Origin of the sequence: Enterobacter sp. BIDMC109, assembly GCF_001037885.1 — a bacterium.
Taxonomy (GTDB): Bacteria; Pseudomonadota; Gammaproteobacteria; order Enterobacterales; family Enterobacteriaceae; genus Enterobacter; species Enterobacter hormaechei_C.
This window is the reverse complement of the sequence record NZ_KQ090002.1, coordinates 350,355-373,821: the sequence shown is the minus strand read 5'-3', so window position 1 is coordinate 373,821 and position 23,467 is coordinate 350,355. Positions and strand designations below refer to the sequence as shown.

The following is a 23,467-nucleotide window of genomic DNA, read 5'->3' as shown; positions in this document are numbered from 1 at the left end:
GAAAGTGGCCCTTAAAATCCATCTGCCAGAGCCTGTTCGGCGCATCGTGTTCGAAGCGGCCCGTAGCCGGAATACCGGGCGCCGTTCCCGGCAGCAGGCCATGGCGGGCCATCAGGTTATGGACGGTGCTGAAGGCAGGCATGGTGTGTCCCTGGTCTTCGAGCCAGCGCTTAATCTTGCGGGCTCCCCAGCGTTCATGACGGGCATGTGCCATGCGCAGCAGGGCAGTGATGTCGTCTGACGAGCGGTTCGGGGAATGGTGCGGTATGCGCGGGCGGTCCTGAAGGCCGGCGGCGCCTTCCTGAACCCAGCGCTGAAGCCACTTGTAGCCGGTGGCAGGGGAAATGCCGTAGTGACGGCAGAGGGAACGGATGTTCGCCCCGTCCTGCGAGGCGAACAAAACAAACTCGGTACGTAATGACATGGTATCTCTCGCATCCCAGGGCATAAGCGACTCCATAAACGGGTTCTTATGCCTTAGTTGTAAGTGTCTACCATGTCCCCGAACAAGTGTTCACTATGTCCCCGGACCGTACACCCACAGGGAGAGGGCGCAAACACTAAAAACGGTAACGGTTGTTACCGTTTTGCATCTACCATGGTCTTAAACACTTCCGCCACCGCGACCGCCCCCGGATCCATCACCCCGTCCAGATTCTCTTTATTCACGTACGACGAGCGTCCCGCGCCGGCTTTCGCCATTTTCGCCGTTGCTTCAGCCCCTTGCTGCGCGGCCTGCGCTGCCGCCTGAATATTGCCTTTCTGTAACGCCTCCAGCGCCGGTTGCAGGGCATCGATCAGCGTACGATCGCCGAGATCTGCACCGCCATACTGCTTCATCTGCGCCAGTCCGCTCAGCAATGCTTCAGGTAGCGACTGTCCATCGTGAAGCTTTTGTCCTGCCGCAGTGAAGAAGATCGACATCAATACGCCGCTCGATCCGCCCATTACCGTTGCCAGCCGCTCGCCAACCAGCAGGAGTAATGTCGGCACGTCGTTAAGGGGCAGGTTGTTCTCCTCAAGTCGCTGCGCAATATCCCGCGCCCCTTGCGCAAAGGTGGAGCCCGTATCGCCATCGCCTACTTTGGCATCCAGCGCGTTAAGGCGATTTTCCAGCTGGATCAATGTTTTCGTTACCGAGGCGACGGCCTCGCTCACCTGCGGATTGTCCGACGGGGTATATTCCACGCGATCATGAAGGGCGCTATGGGGGACGGTACGCAGGGGCGCGAACGCGACGGGCTTCTGCCAGCCCAGCGTCTCGACCTCGGCGTGAATCGCCTTCTCGAAGAAATCGTTGAGCTTTAACAGCGTTAGCGAAAAGCCTTTCATATCCAGAGCACTCACCAGCGGCGCCGGGCCAATCAGATACGCAATGTTCTCTTTCAACGCCGAATGCGCCAGCTCTTTGGTGAGCAGAGCCATCTCCAGCGCTGACACGCCGCCGAGGTTGTTGATCAGCACCGCAAAGCGCCCGTCACCCGCCTGGGCTTTTAGCGGCATCACCAGCGTATCGATAATCGCCCTGCTGTTCTGCGTATCCACCACCGATGCCCCCGGCTCGCCGTGAATCCCCAGCCCCAGCTCCACGTGGCCTTGCCTGATGCGCCCTTCTTCATCATCGCTACCCGGCAGGTTACAGGTTTGCATCGCAACCCCCAGGCTCCAGAGGTTATCGCAGGCCTGTTGCGCAATATCCCGCACGTCGTTCAGCGATTTCCCCTGTTCTGCCGCATATCCCGCAATCTTATGCACCAGCGCCGTTCCCGCGATACCACGCGGCTGCTTGTTATCCGGTAGGGCGATATCATCCGCCACGATAACCATCTCGACCTTCAGGCCGTAGCGTTTGGCTTTTTCCGCCGCCAGGCCAAAGTTAAGCCGGTCACCGGTGTAGTTTTTCACAATCAGCAGGCAGCCACGATCGCCCGTCACCGCCACAATGGCATTGAGGACCGCATCCACGCTTGGGGAAGCGAACAGATCGCCACACACCGCTGCGGTAAGCATGCCTTTACCGACGAACCCGGCATGTGCCGGTTCATGGCCGGAGCCGCCACCGGAGATCACCGCCACGCGGCTTTTATCCCAGTCGCCGCGAGCCACCACGCGGATGGCCGGATCGATATCCAGTTTGACGAGATTACCGTGCGGCGCGGAGAGAAGTATGCCTTCAATGGCATCGTTGACAAGCTGTTTGCGGTCGTTAAAAAAGAATCTGGACATAGTTTCCCAAAATTTTGTTTACCGTATGCAAAAGCATAGTCCGCACTGGATAATGCGCCGCAAAGTGAGGAATTTACGCAGACATTTTGCCGTCAGGTTGCCTATACTCCACCCAGGACTACGAGAGGACGTGCATCATGAGTACACCATTGTTAATCGCCAGGACGCTGGAAAAAGAGCTGTTTTTACTGCCCGCGATGGCGAACCGTCATGGCCTGATCACCGGCGCGACCGGGACGGGAAAAACCGTCACCCTGCAAAAGCTGGCTGAGTCGTTGTCAGAGACTGGCGTGCCGGTATTTATGGCTGACGTGAAGGGCGATTTAACCGGGGTGGCTCAGGAAGGTGCAGCGTCAGAAAAACTCCTCGAGCGCCTGAAAAATATCGGCATCACCGACTGGACGCCGCACGGTAATCCGGTGGTGGCCTGGGATATCTTCGGCGAAAAAGGCCATCCGGTGCGCGCCACCGTCTCCGACCTCGGCCCGCTGCTGCTGGCCCGTCTGCTTAACCTCAACGACGTGCAGTCCGGGGTACTGAACATTATCTTCCGTATCGCCGACGATCAGGGGCTACTGCTGCTCGACTTCAAAGATCTGCGCGCCATCACCCAGTACATTGGCGATAACGCCAAATCCTTCCAGAACCAGTACGGCAATATCAGCAGCGCCTCGGTGGGCGCCATTCAGCGCGGGCTCCTGACGCTGGAGCAACAGGGTGCCGAACACTTCTTCGGCGAGCCAATGCTGGATATCAAAGACTGGATGCGTACCGACAGCAGCGGCAAAGGCATCATCAACATTCTGAGCGCAGAGAAGCTCTACCAGATGCCGAAGCTTTACGCCGCCAGCCTGCTGTGGATGCTCTCTGAACTGTACGAACAACTGCCGGAAGCAGGCGATCTGGAAAAAACCAAACTGGTGTTCTTCTTTGACGAAGCGCACCTGTTGTTTAACGACGCGCCGCAGGTGCTGCTGGATAAAATTGAACAGGTTATCCGCCTGATCCGCTCCAAGGGTGTCGGGGTCTGGTTTGTGTCGCAAAACCCGTCGGATATTCCGGACAACGTACTGGGGCAGCTGGGTAACCGCGTGCAGCACGCCCTGCGCGCCTTTACGCCGAGAGATCAGAAAGCGGTGAAAGCCGCGGCGCAAACCATGCGTGCCAATCCGGCCTTTGATACCGAAACCGCCATTCAGGCGCTGGGTACCGGTGAAGCGCTGATTTCGTTCCTCGATGCAAAAGGCAGCCCGACAGTTGTCGAGCGTGCGATGGTGATTGCGCCCTGCTCGCGCATGGGGCCGGTAACGGACGATGAACGCAACGGCCTGATTAATCACTCCCCGGTGTACGGGAAGTATGAAGACGAGGTGGATCGCGAATCCGCGTTCGAGATGCTGCAAAAAGGGGTGCAGGCGACTGCCGAATCGCAGGATGCCCCTGCCGCAAAAGGGCAATCTGTTGCCGTGGACGACGGCATTCTCGGCGGGCTGAAAGATATTCTGTTCGGCAGCACCGGGCCACGCGGCGGCAAACGCGATGGCGTGGTTCAGACCATGGCAAAAAGCGCGACGCGTCAGATTACCAACCAGATAATACGCGGCATGCTGGGAAATCTGCTAGGCGGCCGTCGCCGGTAGCGGGGGAACCCACGGGCGGCCAAGCGCCGACCCCTGTACGCCGTTCTCCTGTAGATAGCGGTCGATTTCCAGCATCCCCGTCCAGCGGTTCTCACACCAGAGCGGTGCCAGAAGCGTTGGGCGGCGGGCGCTGGCCGAGATGCGGTGGTAAACAATCTCCGGAGGCGTGTGGCGAATCATCTCCCCCGCCGTCACCGTATAGTCGTCGAGTTCGATACCACTTAACCGCCCCGCTTCCCAGGCTTTCGCCATTATGCTGCCCTTCACGATATGCAGCGGATGCAGCTTAATGCCATCCACGCCGGTCTCGACGACTTTTTCCAGCGTTTCCAGCCCGTGCTGCTGCCCTTCTCCTGGCAAGCCGACAATCAGATGCGAGCAGACTTTTAATCCACGCTCACGGGCGAGACGCGTGGTGCGCTGGTAGTAGGCGAAATCATGCCCGCGATTGATACGGTGCAGGGTTTTGTCATGCGCGGTCTGCAAGCCCAGCTCCAGCCAGATCTCGTAGCCCTTCTCTTTGTACTCACTAAGTAAATCCAGCACGGCCTCCGGCACGCAGTCCGGACGCGTCCCCACGCACAGCCCGACAATGTTCGCTTGAGCAACCGCCTGCTGATACATCGAGCGCAGTACCTGCACCTCAGCCCACGTGCTGGTGTAGGCCTGGAAATAGGCCAGATACTGCTTCGCGCGATTCACCAGACTCGCCTGATGGGCGAGCTGTTCAGCGATAGATTTATGCTGCTGGGCCTCGTCAGCAAACGAGGCCACGTTACAGAAAGTGCAGCCACCACGCCCGATGGTGCCATCGCGATTCGGGCAGCTAAAGCCGCCGTGCAGCGTCAGTTTGTGAACCTTTTGCCCATAGCGCTGCAAAAGATCCCCACCAAACATATTGACTAATTTCTGTAACTGCATAATCTGATAGACCGTCCCGAAGAAAGGGGACAAGCCTGCCATTTTTAGCCTCTGTCGGCGATGACCTGGATCAATCGCCCTGGACGGCCTTTATCTGTTTGAATAAATAATCACGATTACCGAGATTTCATTCACCCTGTACGTAATTACTTTTCCTTATGTTCTGATGGTTTTTTTCATTTATAGCGCCAGGACTGAAAAACAGTGATTTTATGCGGGTTCGAATGCAACACCAGATTAATATTCTGCTATAAATCTGCATTTCAGCACGCTGCATCGATAATACCGCTTTCATATAGTGAGTCAGATCACACTCCCCTGCACCTCCCCGGTGCTTTAAGTGGTTGTAAAAATAGTTAAATACATATTAAAAACAAAAAGATAACTACGCTTTAGCACATTTTTGTATAAATAAGATTGCCATTTGACCTGTGTACCAATTCCCGATAAGTTGGAAATCCGCTGGAAGCTTTCTGGATGAGCGGCCTGCTCATCATATTTATGCAGTAATTGAGATTCCCTCTGAAGCAAGTCCTCAAACTTGTTTACCTGCGCGAAAGGATGAAAAAGAGGGCGAATGCGAGGTCCGCGTATGAAACGCTAACCCCGTCGCCATGCTCTTTCTGCGCCTGTGCGCCACGGTAAAGTTCAGTGGGAAGCCCGACGAGCCTGGGGAGGTTCACTGATATGTTGTACGATAAATCCCTTGAGAAGGATAACTGTGGTTTCGGCCTGATCGCCCACATAGAAGGCGAACCTAGCCACAAGGTAGTGCGTACTGCTATTCACGCACTGGCCCGTATGCAGCACCGTGGCGCCATCCTTGCCGATGGTAAAACCGGCGACGGTTGCGGCCTGCTGCTGCAAAAACCGGATCGTTTCTTCCGTATCGTAGCGGAAGAGCGCGGCTGGCGTTTAGCCAAAAACTACGCTGTCGGTATGCTGTTCCTGAATCAGGATCCTGAAAAAGCTGCCGCCTCACGCCGCATCGTTGAAGAAGAACTTCAGCGTGAAACCCTGTCGATCGTCGGCTGGCGCGATGTGCCAACCAACGAAGGGGTGCTCGGTGAAATCGCCCTCTCCTCGCTGCCTCGTATTGAACAGATTTTTGTCAATGCGCCTGCGGGCTGGCGTCCGCGTGATATGGAACGCCGTCTGTTTATCGCCCGCCGCCGCATTGAAAAACGTCTTCAGGATGATAAAGAGTTCTACGTCTGTAGCCTCTCTAACCTTGTGAACATCTATAAAGGTCTGTGTATGCCGGCTGACCTGCCGCGCTTCTACCTGGACCTGGCGGACCTGCGTCTGGAATCGGCCATTTGCCTGTTCCACCAGCGCTTCTCCACCAACACCGTTCCACGCTGGCCGCTGGCGCAGCCGTTCCGCTACCTGGCGCATAACGGCGAGATCAACACCATCACCGGCAACCGCCAGTGGGCCCGCGCCCGTACCTATAAATTCCAGACGCCGCTGATCCCGGACCTGCACGATGCCGCGCCGTTCGTGAACGAAACCGGCTCGGACTCCAGCTCCATGGATAACATGCTGGAACTGCTGCTGGCGGGCGGGATGGACATCGTGCGCGCCATGCGTCTGCTCGTGCCACCGGCCTGGCAGAACAACCCGGATATGGACCCTGAGCTGCGCGCGTTCTTCGACTTTAACTCCATGCACATGGAGCCGTGGGACGGCCCGGCGGGCATCGTTATGTCCGACGGTCGTTTTGCCGCCTGTAACCTGGACCGTAATGGTCTGCGTCCGGCGCGCTACGTTATTACCAAAGACAAGCTCATCACCTGTGCCTCTGAAGTCGGGATCTGGGATTACCAGCCAGACGAAGTGGTCGAGAAAGGCCGCGTCGGACCGGGCGAGCTGATGGTGATCGACACCCGCGGTGGGCGTATTCTGCATTCCGCCGAAACCGACAACGATCTGAAGAGCCGCCATCCGTACAAAGAGTGGATGGAGAAAAACGTGCGTCGTCTGGTGCCGTTTGAAGATCTGTCGGACGAAGAAGTGGGCAGCCGCGAGCTGGACGATGACACCCTCGCGAGCTTCCAGAAGCAGTTTAACTACAGCGCGGAAGAGCTGGACTCGGTTATCCGCGTGCTCGGTGAAAACGGCCAGGAAGCGGTCGGCTCAATGGGTGACGATACCCCGTTTGCCGTGCTCTCCAGCCAGCCACGCATTATTTATGACTACTTCCGTCAGCAGTTTGCGCAGGTCACTAACCCGCCAATCGATCCGCTGCGCGAAGCCCACGTCATGTCGCTGGCCACCAGCATCGGCCGTGAGATGAACGTCTTCTGTGAAGCTGAAGGCCAGGCGCACCGTCTGACCTTTAAATCACCGATCCTGCTGTACTCCGATTTCAAACAGCTCACCACCATGACCGAGGAGCACTATCGCGCCGACACGCTCGATATCACCTTCGACGTGACCGAAACGAGCCTCGAAGAGACGGTGAACGCGCTGTGCGATAAAGCCGAGCAGATGGTGCGTAACGGCACCGTTCTGCTGGTGCTGTCTGACCGCAACATCGCGAAAAACCGTCTGCCGGTGCCTGCACCCATGGCGGTGGGGGCTATCCAGACGCGTCTGGTGGACAAGAGCCTGCGCTGCGATGCCAACATCATCGTTGAAACCGCGAGCGCGCGCGACCCGCACCACTTTGCGGTGCTGTTAGGCTTTGGCGCCACGGCAATCTACCCGTATCTGGCCTACGAAACGCTGGCCCGCCTGGTAGATACCCGCGCGATCGACAAAGACTACCGCGCTGTGATGCTGAACTACCGTAACGGCATCAACAAAGGTCTGTACAAAATCATGTCCAAAATGGGCATCTCGACCATCGCCTCTTACCGCTGCTCGAAGCTGTTTGAAGCGGTCGGCCTGCATGACGACGTCGCCAACCTCTGCTTCCAGGGCGTGATCAGCCGTATCGGCGGCGCCGGTTTTGCTGACTTCCAGCAGGATCTGGTGAACCTATCGAAACGCGCCTGGCTGGCACGTAAGCCGCTGGAACAGGGCGGCCTGCTGAAATATGTCCACGGGGGTGAGTATCACGCTTATAACCCGGACGTGGTGCGCACGCTGCAACAGGCGGTGCAGAGCGGCGAGTACAGCGATTATCAGCAGTATGCAGAGCTGGTGAATAACCGTCCGGCAGCGACGCTGCGCGATCTCATTGCCCTCAATCCAGGTGATGAAGCGGTCAGCATTGACGAGGTTGAACCCGCGTCTGAGCTGTTCAAACGTTTCGACACCGCGGCGATGTCTATCGGCGCGCTGAGCCCGGAAGCCCACGAAGCGCTGGCGGAAGCCATGAACAGCATCGGCGGCAACTCCAACTCCGGCGAAGGCGGTGAAGATCCGGCCCGCTATGGCACCAATAAAGTGTCCCGTATTAAGCAGGTGGCGTCTGGTCGCTTTGGCGTAACGCCTGCGTACCTGGTTAACGCCGACGTGATTCAGATTAAAGTCGCGCAGGGTGCGAAACCGGGTGAAGGCGGTCAGCTGCCGGGTGATAAAGTCACCCCATACATCGCTAAGCTTCGCTATTCAGTGCCGGGCGTGACGCTGATCTCCCCGCCGCCGCACCACGATATCTACTCTATCGAGGATCTGGCGCAGCTGATTTTCGACCTGAAACAGGTCAACCCGAAAGCGATGATCTCCGTGAAGCTGGTTTCCGAACCGGGCGTTGGCACCATTGCCACCGGCGTGGCGAAAGCCTATGCGGATCTGATCACCATCGCCGGTTACGACGGCGGCACCGGCGCAAGCCCGCTCTCCTCCGTGAAATACGCGGGTTGTCCGTGGGAGCTTGGCCTGGTGGAAACCCAGCAGGCGCTGGTCGCTAACGGCCTGCGTCACAAGATCCGTTTGCAGGTGGACGGCGGACTGAAAACCGGCCTCGACATCATCAAAGCGGCGATTCTGGGAGCGGAAAGCTTCGGCTTTGGTACCGGCCCAATGGTTGCGCTCGGCTGTAAATACCTGCGTATTTGCCACCTGAACAACTGTGCAACGGGCGTTGCTACCCAGGACGAAAAGCTGCGTAAAAATCACTACCACGGCCTGCCGTTCAAAGTGACCAACTACTTTGACTTCATCGCCCGTGAAACCCGCGAGCTGATGGCGCAGCTGGGCGTGAAGCGTCTGGTAGACCTGATTGGCCGTACCGACCTGCTGAAAGAGCTTGAGGGCTTCACGGCCAAGCAGCAGAAGCTGGAGCTGTCTAAGCTGCTGGAAACCGCTCAGCCGCATCCTGGCAAAGCGGTTTACTGTACCGAGAACAACCCGCCGTTCGACAACGGCGTTCTGAACGCACAGCTGCTGCAACAGGCGAAGCCGTATGTGGATGAGAAGCAGAGCAAAACGTTCTGGTTTGATATCCGCAACACCGACCGTTCCGTGGGTGCGTCCCTCTCCGGTTACATCGCGCAAACGCACGGTGACCAGGGTCTGGCGTCGGATCCGATTACCGCGCACTTCAGCGGTACCGCGGGTCAGAGCTTCGGCGTGTGGAACGCAGGCGGAGTTGAGTTATACCTGACCGGCGATGCCAACGACTACGTCGGAAAAGGCATGGCGGGCGGTCTGCTGGCGGTGCGTCCTCCGGTTGGTTCAGCCTTCCGCAGCCATGAAGCGAGCATCATCGGCAATACCTGTCTGTACGGCGCAACCGGCGGTCGTCTGTTTGCCGCGGGCCGTGCGGGCGAACGTTTTGCGGTGCGTAACTCCGGCGCCATCACCGTGGTGGAAGGCATCGGCGATAACGGCTGTGAATACATGACGGGCGGAATTGTGTGCGTCCTGGGTAAAACCGGCGTGAACTTTGGCGCGGGCATGACGGGCGGTTTTGCCTACGTCCTGGATGAAGACGGTGAGTTCCGCAAACGCGTGAACCCGGAGCTGGTGGAAGTGCTGGACGTTGATACGCTGGCCATCCACGAAGAACACCTGCGCGGTTTAATTACCGAACACGTGCAGCATACCGGCTCTTCGCGCGGCGAAGAGATCCTGGCCAACTGGCCGGCGTTCTCTGCGAAATTCGCGCTGGTGAAGCCGAAGTCCAGCGATGTTAAAGCCCTGTTGGGTCACCGTAGTCGTAGCGCAGCAGAGCTGCGCGTGCAGGCGCAGTAAGGAATTCAGATGAGCCAGAACGTTTACCAGTTTATCGACCTTCAGCGTGTTGATCCGCCAAAGAAACCGCTGAAGATCCGTAAAATTGAATTTGTTGAAATCTATGAGCCGTTTTCAGAAGGCCAGGCCAAAGCACAGGCAGACCGCTGCCTGTCCTGCGGTAACCCTTACTGCGAATGGAAGTGTCCGGTCCATAACTACATCCCGAACTGGCTGAAGCTGGCCAACGAAGGGCGTATTTTTGAAGCCGCCGAGCTGTCTCATCAGACCAACACCCTGCCGGAAGTGTGCGGCCGCGTGTGCCCTCAGGATCGTCTGTGTGAAGGCTCCTGTACGCTGAACGACGAGTTTGGCGCGGTAACCATCGGCAACATCGAACGCTATATCAACGATAAAGCGTTCGAGATGGGCTGGCGCCCGGATATGACCGGTGTGCGTCAAACCGACAAGCGCGTAGCGATTATCGGCGCGGGCCCGGCAGGCCTGGCCTGTGCGGACGTGCTGACCCGTAACGGCGTGAAGGCGGTGGTCTTTGATCGCCACCCGGAGATTGGCGGCCTGCTGACCTTCGGTATCCCGGCCTTCAAGCTGGAGAAAGAGGTGATGACCCGCCGCCGCGAAATCTTCACCGGCATGGGCATTGAGTTCAAACTCAACACCGAAGTGGGCCGCGACGTGCAGCTCGACGACCTGCTGAAAGATTACGACGCCGTGTTCCTGGGCGTAGGCACTTATCAGTCCATGCGCGGTGGTCTGGAGAACGAAGATGCGCCAGGCGTGTACGACGCGCTGCCGTTCCTGATTGCGAATACCAAACAGCTAATGGGCTACGGCGAGACCGCCGATGAGCCGTTCGTCAGCATGGAAGGCAAACGCGTGGTGGTGCTGGGCGGCGGTGATACCGCAATGGACTGCGTGCGTACCTCCATTCGCCAGAATGCGGCGCATGTCATCTGTGCCTACCGCCGTGACGAAGAGAACATGCCGGGCTCTAAGCGCGAAGTGAAAAACGCACGTGAAGAGGGCGTCGAGTTCCAGTTCAACATCCAGCCTCTGGGTATTGAAGTGAATGCCAACGGTAAAGTGAGCGGCGTGAAGATGGCGCGCACGGAGATGGGTGCGCCAGATGCGAAAGGCCGTCGTCGCGCGGAGATCGTGGCCGGTTCTGAACACGTGATCCCGGCTGACGCCGTGGTGATGGCGTTTGGTTTCCGTCCTCACAGCATGGAGTGGCTGGCGAAGCACAGCGTAGAGCTGGACTCTCAGGGCCGCATCATTGCGCCAGAAGGCAGCGATAACGCGTTCCAGACCAGCAACCCGAAAATCTTCGCCGGTGGCGACATCGTTCGCGGCTCTGACCTGGTGGTCACGGCGATTGCCGAAGGCCGTAAAGCGGCTGACGGGATCATGAACTTCCTGGAAGTGTAAGCCCCTCTGACTCCCCGGCAGAAGCATAAAGCGGAACGCTGGGGAGCCTGTTTTCAGTAGCCTACCCTTAAGTTAATGGTGCCTTTTTAAGCAAAAAAGCAGCGTAAATCCCGACGTAAACGTTTGCTTTCGTGAAAAAAATGTATATTATGCGGCGGATTTTTTGGCCAAAATTCAAGGAGGCGTTGTGTCGCAAGATAACAATTATAGCCAGGGCCCCGTCCCTCTGGCGGCGCGGAAAGGCGTGGTTCCACTCACTTTTGTGATGTTAGGGTTAACGTTTTTTTCCGCCAGTATGTGGACCGGAGGCACGCTCGGTACCGGTCTTTCCTATAATGATTTCTTCCTCGCAGTTCTCTTCGGCAATCTCCTCCTCGGTATTTACACTGCTTTTCTTGGCTACATTGGCGCAAAAACCGGCCTCTCAACCCATCTTCTTGCGCGTTACTCGTTCGGTATAAAAGGTTCCTGGCTTCCCTCCATGCTTTTAGGCGGTACGCAGGTAGGGTGGTTTGGCGTCGGCGTAGCGATGTTTGCCATCCCGGTGAGTAAAGCCACGGGCATCGACGTGAACATCCTGATTGCAGTTTCCGGCCTGTTGATGACGTTAACCATTTTTTTTGGCATCTCGGCACTGACGATTTTATCCATCATCGCCGTACCCGCTATCGTCATCCTGGGTAGCTACTCCGTCTGGCTGGCGGTGGACGGCGTGGGAGGATTGGACCACCTCAAATCCATTGTGCCGCAGACGCCGCTCAACTTTTCCAGCGCGCTGGCGCTGGTCGTAGGCTCGTTTATCAGCGCAGGCACGCTGACCGCCGACTTCGTCCGCTTTGGCCGCAATGCCAAAGGTGCCGTTCTGGTGGCGATGGTGGCATTTTTCCTTGGCAACTCGCTGATGTTTATCTTCGGTGCGGCAGGCGCTGCCGCCGTAGGACAGGCCGATATTTCTGACGTGATGATCGCCCAGGGACTGCTGCTGCCGGCCATTGTCGTTCTTGGCCTGAATATCTGGACCACCAATGACAACGCGTTGTACGCCTCTGGTCTGGGTTTCGCCAATATTACTGGTCTTTCCAGCCGTACGCTGTCGGTGGTTAATGGCATTATCGGTACGCTGTGCGCGCTGTGGCTATACAACAACTTCGTTGGCTGGCTGACCTTTTTGTCGGCAGCGATTCCGCCGGTTGGCGGGGTGATTATCGCCGACTACCTGATTAATCGCCGCCGCTATGCCAGCTTCGACCACGCAAAATTTGTGTCCGTTAACTGGATTGCCATTTTCTCGGTCGCCCTGGGTGTTGCTGCCGGGCACTACATTCCGGGAATTGTCCCCGTTAACGCAGTATTGGGTGGCGTCTTCAGCTATTTGGTGTTAAACCCATTCGCCAAACGTACCCTTGCTAATCCTTCGGAGGTTTCCCATGCAGAATAATTCCCTCACTATCCGTCAGGCCCGTTTGCAGGGGCAAGAGGGTTTATGGCAAATCACGATTGAGGACGGACGCTTCAGCCGTATCGATCCTCAGGAAACCGCCTCTGCGCCAGTCGGTCAGGTGCTGGACGCCGAATGCGGGCTGGTTATCCCTCCTTTCATCGAGCCGCATATCCATCTGGATACAACGCAAACGGCGGGTGAACCGAACTGGAACCAGTCCGGCACGCTTTTCGAGGGAATCGAGCGCTGGGCCGAACGCAAGGCGATGCTTACCCACGAAGACGTTAAAACTCGCGCGATGCAGACCCTGAAGTGGCAAATCGCCAACGGCATTCAGTACGTACGTACACACGTTGACGTCTCGGACCCCACCCTTACGGCACTGAAAGCCATGCTGGAGGTGAAGCAGGAAGTCGCCCCGTGGGTCGATATGCAAATTGTGGCATTCCCGCAGGAAGGCATTCTTTCTTATCCGAACGGTGAAGAACTGCTTGAGGAAGCCGTGCGTTTAGGGGCGGATGTCATCGGCGCAATCCCCCACTTTGAATTTACGCGTGAATATGGCGTTGAGTCGCTGCATAAAACGTTTTCCCTGGCCAGAAAGTACGACCGACTGATCGATGTCCACTGTGATGAAATTGATGATGAACAATCGCGCTTCGTTGAAACCGTTGCCGCACTGGCACATCGTGACGGAATGGGTTCACGCGTGACCGCCAGCCATACCACGGCGATGCACTCCTATAATGGCGCGTATACGTCCCGACTGTTCCGCCTGTTAAAAATGTCAGGCATTAACTTCGTGGCAAACCCGCTGGTTAACACGCATTTGCAGGGCCGTTTCGATACCTATCCCAAACGCCGAGGCATCACACGCGTCAAAGAAATGCTGGAAGCGGAGATCAACGTCTGCTTTGGTCATGACGACGTTTTCGATCCGTGGTATCCGCTGGGAACCGCGAATATGCTTCAGGTTCTGCATATGGGGCTGCACGTTTGCCAACTGATGGGTTACGGGCAAATAAATGATGGGCTTAACCTGATCACTACCCACAGCGCGAAAACGCTCGATTTGCAGGACTATGGCGTGCGCGTTGGGAATACAGCAAACCTGGTGATTCTCCCGGCAGAGAATGGGTTTGATGCAGTTCGTCGCCAGACGCCGGCACGATACTCTGTTCGCCACGGCAAGGTGATTGCCGAGACGGTGCCCAGCCAGACAACCTTGCACCTGACGCAGCCGGAAGCGGTGACGTTTAAGCACCAGAATATCGAATAACATTGCCGGATGGCGGCTGCGCCTTATCCGGCCTGCAAATTACGTTATGCCCGCAGGCCTGATAAGCGAAGCGCCATCAGGCCTATAAACTACGTATCCAGCAAGCGGGCGCGTACCTTCACCACGACTTTCTTTATCTCGCCTGGCTCAAGGATTGCGCATCCTGGCTTATGTGGCTCTCCCGGCATAAATACGGCGCACATCCCCGGCCGGAGGGTGACACACTGTTCACCTGCAATCTCACTGCACAACTGATAATCTTCTTCAGGATGAAAATCTTCACGCTGGCGTGCCGAGCCCGTCACGCCAAAGAGGATGCGCTCTTCTCCCGTCAATAACACCTGGATATCAATATATTGCTCATGCAGTTCCGCTTTCTTCTGGTCTGGAAACTGCGTGGCAAACGTCATCACGTTCATGAAGATATCCTCACCGCGAAGCTCATAACGTCCTGCCGCTTTTTCCAGCGGACGGGCAGCCAGCGCGAGGGTTAGCGCCTCCAGAAGAACGGGATGCAACCCCGTGGAGGGAAGCGTCCGAATCTCACCAAAAAACATCATCTTTCTCCCTGAGCCAACAGCGCCGCGCCCAGTAAGCCCGCATCGTGTCGATAGTGCGCGGCGGTTAATTCAACGTGATAAACAGAAGGATGCTCCTCAAGATACGCGCGGACCCGCGCCAGATACCCTCCTGCCAGCCCGATGCTGCCGCCAATCACCACGCGCTGGCAGTCCATCACCGCTTTCGTGTCGGCAATAAGCCGCGCCAGTACCTGTGCAGAACGTTGGACCAGTTCCGCCGCCTGTTTATTTCCCTCTGCCGCGCGCGCAAAAATCGTTTTTGCATCGCATCCTGCAAGCTCTCCCCTGGCTGCGGCGGCAATACCGCGACCAGACGCGATGGCTTCCACGCACCCCACGCGACCACAGCCGCATTGCGGGCCGTTTGGATCGGCGAGCGTATGCCCAAGATGCCCAGCCAGTCCGCCGCTTCCGGTCACGAGTTTCCCGTTACTGACTACGCCGCCCCCCACGCCCGTTGAAACAGTCAGGAATACCATGTCTTTAATTTCCTTCGCACTAACGTGATATTCCGCCCATGCCGCAGCCTGAGCATCATTGATCGCCAGGGTCGGCAAACCAGCAATGTCTTCGAGCGTCTGCACCAGCGGAAAATGGTGCAATCCTCCGAGATTTTGCGGGTTAATCGCCAGCAGATTGCCGTCCTGAATGATTCCGGTTGAGGCAATGGCCGCACGCGTTGCCTGGGTCTGTAACGGCTTGACCAGCTCAGCCAGCGCCTCACGCAGTGCGTCAGGCGTCTTACTGGCGGGCGTAGGGCATTCGCGTCGCGCGTGGATCTGTAAACCGTCATCCACCAGGGCGGCGGCAAGTTTAGTTCCACCTATGTCTATCGCCAGTGTCGTCATAGCACCGCCCCGCTCGGAAATGTTTTTATCCCGTTGTGACATACCTCATCCCTTACGAATGTGCCCGGTACAGGTCCGGGCAAGCGGATTAACTTTTGCTTTTCGCTAAAGCGCTTTTATCGCCGCCAAACGGGACGGCTCCGCTGAAAGGTTTACCGTCAATAGCGTCATGCGTACGCAGGGCTTCTGGCCTGATCCAGCGCTGAACGCGGGAGGGCATATCCAGACCAATAAGCAAGATCACCACAAACGTCAGGCCAAAAGAGAGCGATCCCAGGGCCGTGCCCAGCGCCATATCCTGCGACAGCAGCGCGCCAATCACCGGGGCAATCGCGCCGCCCAACGCGCCAACGTTGTAGGTAAAGCCCAGACCCGCCGCACGCTGGTCGGTATCGAAATAGCCGCCGATGAGTTTGGGTAAGATCCCGGAGATCCCCTGCCCCAGCATCTGCTGGAAAAAGAGTAACAAGCCCAACACCCAGACATTGGCGCCGCCGATCGCAAAGACGGGAACAATCAGGAGCTGTGAGGCCAACAGGCTACAGACATAGGCCTTGCGGGTGCCAAGCCAGTCACCGAGAAAACCACCCACGCAGCAGCCTACCGCCGCACCGAAGCCGCTAAAGAACAGCACCTTCGCCACCGTTGACGGATCATAGGCCAGGTCGGTTTTCAGATAAGTGGGTAATAGCGCCTGAATCGGCCAGGAGTAGAGAAAGGCGAAGAGCACGACAACCATCAACGTGACGCCCGTCGGCCAGCGTTTACCGCTGCTTTGCACCATAAAGCTGATAAAGACGATGGCGCAAAGCAGGCCGAGAATAACGACCAGCCCCGCGTTGTTGAGTTCGCCTGCAAAACAGAACCACAGCGCCGTACCGGCAAACAGCGTCATCGCCATATTGATGACGCGGTATTTGCCGCGATACAGAATATCAACCATGGTGCGCACCGGGACTTTGCCTTCGTGCTTCGCTTTCCAGTCCTCAGCTTCCGGAATATTTTTCCGCAGCCACAGGGCAAAGACGATGGGCAGAATGCCGATAAAGAACAGCGCCCGCCAGCCCCAGACGGGCACGACAAGGCTGTAGACCTGGGCCGCAACCACGGCGCCGACGGAGAAACCGGAAATCAGAAAACCACTCGCCTTGTTGCGCAGGTGCTTTGGCCAGCTTTCAATCACATAGGTTGCGCTGGAGCCATATTCCCCCGCCATCCCCATGCCTATCACCATGCGGGCGATAAACAGGGTGACGTAACCCGGCGCAAAACCGCAGGCCAGCGTACCGCAGGAAAAGAGCACGATGCTGGTGATCATCGCCAGCTTGCGGCCATAGCGGTCGCCCATGGCGCCCAGCAGCAGGCCGCCGAACCAGCGCGATATAAAGGCCGCCGAAATCAGGCTCGCCGCTTCCACTGTCGTCAGGGCAAACTCGCTTTTTATTTCTGTCAGGACTAAGGCTATCAATACAAAATCGAAGCCATCAAGCAGATATCCCAGCCAGGCGGCGGAGAAGGCGCGCCACTGAGGACGGGTAAGATGGCGGTACCACGGGATGCTTTGGGTAGACTTACTCATTTCACTCTCCCGACGATTTCTCTGTCGTTTTGCCGGATGGCGGCTGCGCCCCCGGCGATGTGTTAGCGTTTTTCCGCCATTAGCTGCTCCGCCAGCGCTTTCAGCGCTGGCGCGAATTTTTCATCCACAGGGGCAAACGGCTTACGGCACAGCGGCACGGATACCACGTCCATATAGTGCAGAACCGTTTTCAGACCACGGAACACCCCGGCTTTAATCAGCAGATCGATCACCTTGTTGCATTCGCTTTGCAGGCGCTGTGCGGTGGCGTTATCCCCTTCACGAACCGCTTTAGCGATCGCCTGGTAGCGCCAGCCCATAATGTTGTAGGTGCTGCCGATCCCCCCGTCCGCGCCGGCCAGCAGGCCGGAGGCGAAGATCTCGTCATAGCCGTTGTAGAGCACCAGATCCGGATGTTCGCGACGGATCTGCTCCATCTGGAAGAGATCGCCGGAGGTTTGCTTCAGCGCGCCGACGCCGGGGAGCGTTACCAGCGTGTTGATCTGATCCAGGCTTAACTTCACGCCGCTTAACGCCGGAATGTTATAGACCACCATCGGCAGACCATCCGCCGAATCAATAATTGCACGGTAATGATCGCAATGTTCTTCAAAGCTAAAGGGATAGTAAAACGGTGTGACGGCGGATACAGCGTCAAAACCGAGGCGGGCGGCGGCCATGGCTAACTGCTGGCTTTCCGCCGTGCTGACGCAGCCAACATGGGCGATGAGCGTGATTTTCCCCTTCGCCTCTTCCGCCACAATCTCCATCACCTGCTCTCGTTCCGAAAGGCTCTGTACAAAGGCCTCTCCCGTTGAACCGCCGACGTACAGCCCATCGATACCCTGTTCAATATTGAACCGCACCAGACGGCGCAGGCTTTCTTTATCCAGCATCTGCTCAGAGTTAAACGGGGTCAGGAGTGCGGCCATTACGCCGCGTAATTGCGTTGCCATAGTTACCTCAATCGATCGTGTGTTTGTTATAACGACATACCTTTATACCTGTTATACCAGATCAATTAAGCAGCAGTAGAATACAGAACGCTTATATTGCGATCTGCTTCACTAAAGGATCGTTATTTTTTGGCTTTTGAATGCTGGCCGAAAGCGTGCCAGGTGGCGGAGACGCTGTTAAGGTGAGTTTGCAACGCCCGATCCGCTTCATCGGGATCGCGGCGGCGGATCGCATCCACAATTGCGATATGCTGGCGATAGCTGACTTCATTATGCTGATAAAGCTCTGCGTCCGGCACTTTAGGACGCGCCGCAATTAACCAGTCAAGCAGCGCAACGTGGATCGCATTGAAGATCGGATTGCCGGGGATCTCCGCCAGCACGCGGTGAAAATCGACATCGGAACGAATAAATAGCGTGTTGTCATCCAGGGACTGGCTGTTGATCTCCAGGGCTTTCGTGAGCTGCGCAATCTGATCGTCAGTGGCATATTCTGCGGCATAACGAACAAGGCTGGATTCAAAGAACAGGCGAAGCTGCTCGAAATGGGCAATACCGCCGGGCTGGGTCAGAAAGTCTTTCGCCATTCCCGACAATTCACTGATGATGGTATCGGCAGACGGCATGGTTACGCGGGCACGTTCACCGTTGTTAATCTGCACCAGCCCTTTACGCTTTAGCGCCGCCAGCGCTTCGCGCACCGAGGGGCGACCCACGTTGAAGAACTCCATCAGTTCGCGCTCGGAGGGTAACTGCTCTCCCTGGGCAAATTCCTTCCGACGGATCATCTGCTCCAGCTCTTCTTCCACCATATCAGACAGTTTTTTGCGCGCCAGCGGCCGACGGCGCAGGCTGCGACCAATGGTTTCATCAGAGTTTTCAGCTTTAAGATCAGTCGGTTTCATTGCAGTCCGGTGCCATTGAAGGAAAACAGTTCATCATAACACAGGAAATTAGAGGGGGCGAAAAGGGACCGAAAGCAAAACAGGCCCGTCGGGCCTGTTGGTTTATTTCACAACGCGCAGTGCGGGACGACCACCGCGTGGTGGTGGCTCGTCATCCGGATCGGTGTCATCATTATGATCGGGTTTATCGCCATCGATGACAGACATTACCGTGTCGCTTTCGCGTTCATCGGATGCCTCATCATCATTCAGGCTGGCAACCTCTTCATCATAAGCCGCTTCCGGCTCAAACATGGTGCCCGCACCGTTTTCACGGGCGTAGATAGCCAGCACAGCTGCCAGCGGCACGGAAACCTGACGCGGCACGCCGCCGAAGCGCGCATTAAAGCGCACTTCGTCGTTCGCCAGCTCCAGGTTACCCACTGCGCGTGGCGCAATATTCAGTACAATCTGTCCGTCGCGCGCGTATTCCATTGGAACCAGCACGCCCGGCAACGTCACATCCACAACCAGGTGCGGCGTGAGCTGGTTATCCAGCAGCCATTCATAGAAGGCGCGCAGCAGATACGGACGGCGTGGTGAAAGTTGTGACATTTCCACAGTCATTAGCCTCGGCCGAGACGCATTTCACGTTCCGGTTCAGTTAAAGATGCCAGGAAAGAGTCGCGTTCAAAGACGCGAGTCATATAGCCTTTCAGCTCTTTCGCGCCAGGGCCGCTGAACTCTACGCCCAGGGTTGGCAGACGCCACAGCAACGGAGCCAGGTAGCAATCGACCAGGCTGAACTCATCGCTCAGGAAGAAAGGCTTCTGACCAAAGACTGGCGCGATTGCCAGCAGCTCTTCACGCAGCTGTTTACGTGCAGCATCCGCTTCAGAAGAGGAACCGTTGACGATAACATTCATCAGCGAGTACCAGTCTTTCTCGATACGCTGCATGTACAGGCGGCTTTCACCACGCGCAACAGGATAAACAGGCATCAGCGGCGGATGCGGGAAACGCTCATCCAGGTATTCCATAATGATACGGGATTCCCACAGGGTCAGCTCGCGATCCACCAGCGTCGGTACGCTTTGGCTCGGGTTGAGATCGATCAGATCCTGAGGCGGGTTATCCTTTTCCACATGCTCGATCTCAAAACTGACACCCTTCTCGGCCAGCACGATACGAACCTGATGGCTATAAATGTCAGTAGGACCAGAAAACAGCGTCATTACCGAACGTTTGTTGGCAGCGACAGCCATGAAAACCTCCAGGTATATTCAGAATTTTTACTGCTACCAGCCCAACGGGGCCAGCCAGATGATGTATCGCCCATCCCAGAGAAGACACATTGTTCAAGAATCGAACAAAAATCGAGTATTCACCGATATTTGGGCAGAAAATTGGATGATAGTTTACCAGATTTTGATGGCTTTGTGGTGAGGGGATTCCGGAAATGTGGAAAAAGAGAAGATATATGAAATGTTACTGTGGATAACCTGCGCATTATCCATAAAAAAACCCGCCGAAGCGGGTTTTTCGCCAATCGTTCTGCGTAAGCAGAATGGATTAACGTTTGGAGAACTGTGGACGACGACGTGCTTTACGCAGACCCACTTTCTTACGTTCAACCTGACGAGCGTCACGAGTAACGAAGCCAGCTTTACGCAGTTCAGAACGCAGGGATTCGTCGTACTCCATCAGCGCGCGGGTGATACCGTGACGGATCGCACCTGCCTGACCGGAGATACCACCACCTTTAACGGTGATGTACAGATCCAGTTTTTCTACCATATCAACCAGTTCCAGCGGCTGGCGAACTACCATGCGGGCAGTTTCGCGACCGAAGTATTGTTCCAGAGAACGCTGGTTGATTACGATTTTACCACTGCCCGGTTTGATGAAAACGCGAGCTGCGGAACTTTTGCGGCGACCAGTGCCGTAGTATTGATTTTCAGCCATTGCCTATAATCCCGATTAGATGTCAAGAACTTGCGGTTGCTGTGCCGCGTGGTTGTGCTCGTTGCCTGCGTAAACTTTCAGTTTACGGAACATAGCACGACCCAGCGGGCCTTTTGGCAGCATGCCTTTAACCGCGATTTCAATCACACGCTCAGGACGGCGGGCAATCATCTCTTCAAAGGTCGCTTCTTTGATACCACCGATGTGGCCGGTGTGGTGGTAGTACATTTTGTCAGTACGCTTGTTGCCGGTAACAGCAACTTTGTCAGCGTTCAGAACGATGATGTAATCACCGGTATCAACGTGCGGAGTGTATTCCGCTTTATGCTTACCGCGCAGGCGACGAGCCAGTTCAGTAGCCAGACGGCCCAGAGTTTTACCGGTCGCGTCAACAACATACCAGTCGCGCTGTACGGTTTCTGGTTTAGCTGTAAAAGTTTTCATTAAAAGCTTACCCAAATAATAAGTTACACGTTGGTGAACACCCAAACGTTTAGTCAGTTGAGGTTCACACGACAAAGTCCGGCAAACCTACCCCTTCGAATAGCACATGCCGACACATAGAAAGTTTCGGGAAAAAAACCTTCTCGTAACGTGGGGTCGCAAGATTATAGAGAAGTTGAGGTCAAAGATCGACCCTTAAATGTGATTTGGAATGGGTTTTTCGGGGTCAGGTATTGTGCGGTCTGGTGCCCTCACCCCCAGCCCCTCTCCCACGGGGAGAGGGGAGCATTTATTACGGCATATGCTCACGCTTGAGGTACTCTTCGCTCTGCATCTCTTGCAGGCGCGACAGGCAGCGCTGGAACTCAAACTTCAGGCGCTCGCCCTGATAAACCTCATATAAAGGCACCTCGGCGCTGACCACCAGCTTAACGTGGCGCTCGTAAAACTCATCTACCAGCGCGATGAAGCGGCGCGCTTCGCTCTCCATGAGTGGGGTCATAACGGGCACATCCCACAACATAACGGTATGGAACAGACGCGAAAGTGCAATGTAGTCATGCTGGCTGCGGGCGTCCACGCAGAGCGTTGCAAACGAGACGGCCAGCGTCTGGTTTTCTACGCCAAGCGTCGGCAACGGACGATGATTAATCTCCAGCGCTGGCGCGTTACCCCGCGGCGCTCCCGCCAGCGCCAGCCACAGTTTATCCATCTCGCGGGCTGTGTCGGCGTTCAACGGCGAAAGCCACAGGTGTGCCTGCGTTAATGTGCGCAGTCGATAATCGACGCCGGCATCGACGTTCATGATGTCGCAGTGCTGTTTGATAGCATCAATGGCCGGCAGGAAACGCGCCCGCTGGAGACCATTGCGATAAAGCTCATCCGGCGGGATATTGGAGGTCGCCACCAGAGTGATCCCACGCGCAAACAGCGCTTTCATGAGGCCCCCCAACAGCATGGCATCCGTAATATCGGAAACAAAGAACTCGTCGAAGCAGAGCACGTCCGTTTCCGCCTTAAAGCGATCGGCCACAATGTCCAGCGGGTCGGTTTCGCCCTGGAGCGCCGTCAGCTCTTCATGGACCCGCAGCATAAAACGGTGAAAGTGCAGGCGCTGCTTACGCGTGCCGGGCAGGCTCTGGTAGAACATGTCCATCAGCCAGGTCTTACCCCGCCCAACGCCGCCCCACATATATAAGCCACGAACCGGTGCGTTCACCGTGGGCTCTTTTTTGCCCAGTAAACGGCCGAATGCCGCCTTCAGCCCACTGCTCTGCACCGCATCGGCGGATTTCGCCAGAAGTTCCTGATAAATAGTGTCCAGGCGGTTAACCGCTTCACGCTGGACATCATCCGGCTGGTGTGTGCCCTCGCTCAGGGCCAGTTGGTAACGCGATGAAGGGGACAGGTTTTGCATGATGTTGTTGTTATTCCTTTAGTTAAACCTCACCAGCGCGCGTGGCTGATGAAAAAAAGGCCGTTCTACACTACGCGATGATACGTCAGGATTCCACTTCTGCGGAAATAGCGGTTATAGTGGCATAATCAGGCACAGGCAGGAGCCGAGCCAACACCCTACGGAACAACAAGACAACGGGAGAAGTTCATGACCTGGGAATATGCGCTAATCGGTTTAGTCGTCGGCATCATCATTGGTGCTGTGGCCATGCGTTTCGGTAACCGCAAATTGCGTCAGCAGCAGTCACTGCAATACGAACTGGAAAAGAACAAAGCCGAACTGGAAGAATATCGCGAAGAGCTGGTCAGCCACTTTGCCCGTAGCGCTGAGCTGCTGGACAACATGGCGACAGATTATCGCCAGCTCTACCAGCACATGGCGAAAAGCTCCAGCAGCCTGCTGCCGGAAATGACCGCGGAGACCAACCCCTTCCGCAATCGTCTGGCTGATTCTGAAGCCGGTAACGATCAGGCTCCGGTTCAGATGCCACGCGACTATTCAGACGGCGCGTCCGGCCTGCTGCGCGGTGGCGTAAAACGCGATTAATCGCACAACCTGAATAAATTTTACGGGCGCACCTTATGCGCCCATCCTTTCTTCCCTTCCCCAGCTATTATTTAGTCAAACACCTCATTGTTCAGCGGTTGAAAATTCAATAACATCAAGAT

General features: G+C 56.4%; 19 protein-coding genes. 6 read left to right on the top strand and 13 right to left on the bottom strand.

Going from position 1 to position 23,467, the window contains the following annotated elements; translation table 11 throughout:
• Positions 1–424: helix-turn-helix domain-containing protein (locus SK62_RS01800; RefSeq protein ID WP_369799525.1), on the bottom strand; the 424-nt coding region annotated here is incomplete at its 3' end.
• 155 nt (positions 425–579) lie between these two features.
• Complete coding sequence (locus tag SK62_RS01795; protein ID WP_023304495.1) at positions 580–2,226, bottom strand: dihydroxyacetone kinase subunit DhaK; 1,647 nt, start codon at positions 2,224–2,226, stop codon at positions 580–582.
• A 137-nt stretch (positions 2,227–2,363) separates the two neighbouring features.
• On the opposite strand from SK62_RS01795, the gene SK62_RS01790 reads away from it, so the two are divergent.
• Entirely contained in the window at positions 2,364–3,866 is a 1,503-nt protein-coding gene (locus tag SK62_RS01790; RefSeq protein WP_048249260.1) for a helicase HerA-like C-terminal domain-containing protein, read from the top strand.
• Here SK62_RS01790 and SK62_RS01785 read toward each other — a convergent pair.
• The gene (locus tag SK62_RS01785) at positions 3,846–4,787 is read right to left on the bottom strand and encodes a tRNA modification radical SAM protein MnmL/YtqA (RefSeq protein ID WP_120749524.1); all 942 of its coding nucleotides are present in this window, start codon (positions 4,785–4,787) and stop codon (positions 3,846–3,848) included. The genes SK62_RS01790 and SK62_RS01785 overlap by 21 nt on opposite strands.
• Before the next feature lie 687 nt (positions 4,788–5,474).
• Here SK62_RS01785 and gltB point away from each other — a divergent pair.
• From gltB to SK62_RS01765, 4 genes are all read left to right on the top strand, one after another.
• On the top strand, positions 5,475–9,935 hold the full coding sequence (gene gltB, locus SK62_RS01780; RefSeq protein ID WP_017382722.1) for a glutamate synthase large subunit: 4,461 nt from the start codon (positions 5,475–5,477) through the stop codon (positions 9,933–9,935).
• 9 nt (positions 9,936–9,944) lie between these two features.
• Entirely contained in the window at positions 9,945–11,363 is a 1,419-nt protein-coding gene (gltD, locus tag SK62_RS01775) for a glutamate synthase subunit GltD (protein WP_017382721.1), read from the top strand.
• Positions 11,364–11,550: 187 nt separating this feature from the next.
• The gene (codB, locus tag SK62_RS01770; protein WP_017693905.1) at positions 11,551–12,801 is read left to right on the top strand and encodes a cytosine permease; all 1,251 of its coding nucleotides are present in this window, start codon (positions 11,551–11,553) and stop codon (positions 12,799–12,801) included.
• Positions 12,791–14,083, top strand: coding sequence for a cytosine deaminase (locus SK62_RS01765; RefSeq protein ID WP_047719136.1), 1,293 nt, complete (start codon positions 12,791–12,793; stop codon positions 14,081–14,083). The genes codB and SK62_RS01765 overlap by 11 nt, the downstream gene beginning before the upstream one ends.
• 89 nt (positions 14,084–14,172) lie before the next feature.
• Here SK62_RS01765 and nanQ read toward each other — a convergent pair whose 3' ends face one another.
• From nanQ to zapE, 10 genes are all read right to left on the bottom strand, one after another.
• Complete coding sequence (gene nanQ, locus SK62_RS01760; protein ID WP_023295505.1) at positions 14,173–14,640, bottom strand: N-acetylneuraminate anomerase; 468 nt, start codon at positions 14,638–14,640, stop codon at positions 14,173–14,175.
• Positions 14,640–15,512, bottom strand: coding sequence for an N-acetylmannosamine kinase (locus tag SK62_RS01755; protein ID WP_015571999.1), 873 nt, complete (start codon positions 15,510–15,512; stop codon positions 14,640–14,642). The genes nanQ and SK62_RS01755 overlap by 1 nt, the downstream gene beginning before the upstream one ends.
• An 88-nt stretch (positions 15,513–15,600) precedes the next feature.
• Positions 15,601–17,091 carry an MFS transporter gene (locus SK62_RS01750; RefSeq protein WP_047719139.1) on the bottom strand — a complete coding sequence of 497 codons (1,491 nt, stop codon included), beginning with the start codon at positions 17,089–17,091 and terminating at the stop codon, positions 15,601–15,603.
• Positions 17,092–17,153: 62 nt separating this feature from the next.
• Positions 17,154–18,047 carry an N-acetylneuraminate lyase gene (gene nanA / locus SK62_RS01745; RefSeq protein ID WP_047719140.1) on the bottom strand — a complete coding sequence of 298 codons (894 nt, stop codon included), beginning with the start codon at positions 18,045–18,047 and terminating at the stop codon, positions 17,154–17,156.
• Between the two features lie 122 nt (positions 18,048–18,169).
• Positions 18,170–18,952, bottom strand: coding sequence for a transcriptional regulator NanR (nanR, locus tag SK62_RS01740; protein ID WP_017382717.1), 783 nt, complete (start codon positions 18,950–18,952; stop codon positions 18,170–18,172).
• A gap of 102 nt (positions 18,953–19,054) precedes the next feature.
• The gene (gene sspB, locus SK62_RS01735; protein WP_026080566.1) at positions 19,055–19,552 is read right to left on the bottom strand and encodes a ClpXP protease specificity-enhancing factor; all 498 of its coding nucleotides are present in this window, start codon (positions 19,550–19,552) and stop codon (positions 19,055–19,057) included.
• Positions 19,553–19,557: 5 nt separating this feature from the next.
• A complete protein-coding gene (sspA, locus tag SK62_RS01730) occupies positions 19,558–20,196 on the bottom strand; it encodes a stringent starvation protein SspA (RefSeq protein ID WP_003860438.1) in 639 nt (212 codons plus the stop codon).
• 307 nt (positions 20,197–20,503) lie between these two features.
• Positions 20,504–20,896 carry a 30S ribosomal protein S9 gene (rpsI, locus tag SK62_RS01725; protein ID WP_003860436.1) on the bottom strand — a complete coding sequence of 131 codons (393 nt, stop codon included), beginning with the start codon at positions 20,894–20,896 and terminating at the stop codon, positions 20,504–20,506.
• 15 nt (positions 20,897–20,911) lie between these two features.
• Entirely contained in the window at positions 20,912–21,340 is a 429-nt protein-coding gene (rplM, locus tag SK62_RS01720; RefSeq protein ID WP_003860434.1) for a 50S ribosomal protein L13, read from the bottom strand.
• Positions 21,341–21,632: 292 nt separating this feature from the next.
• Entirely contained in the window at positions 21,633–22,757 is a 1,125-nt protein-coding gene (gene zapE, locus SK62_RS01715) for a cell division protein ZapE (RefSeq protein ID WP_047719142.1), read from the bottom strand.
• Positions 22,758–22,946: 189 nt separating this feature from the next.
• On the opposite strand from zapE, the gene zapG reads away from it, so the two are divergent.
• Positions 22,947–23,345, top strand: a complete 399-nt coding sequence (gene zapG, locus SK62_RS01710) for a Z-ring associated protein ZapG (RefSeq protein ID WP_003860432.1) — start codon at positions 22,947–22,949, stop codon at positions 23,343–23,345.
• Positions 23,346–23,467 lie beyond the last annotated feature (122 nt).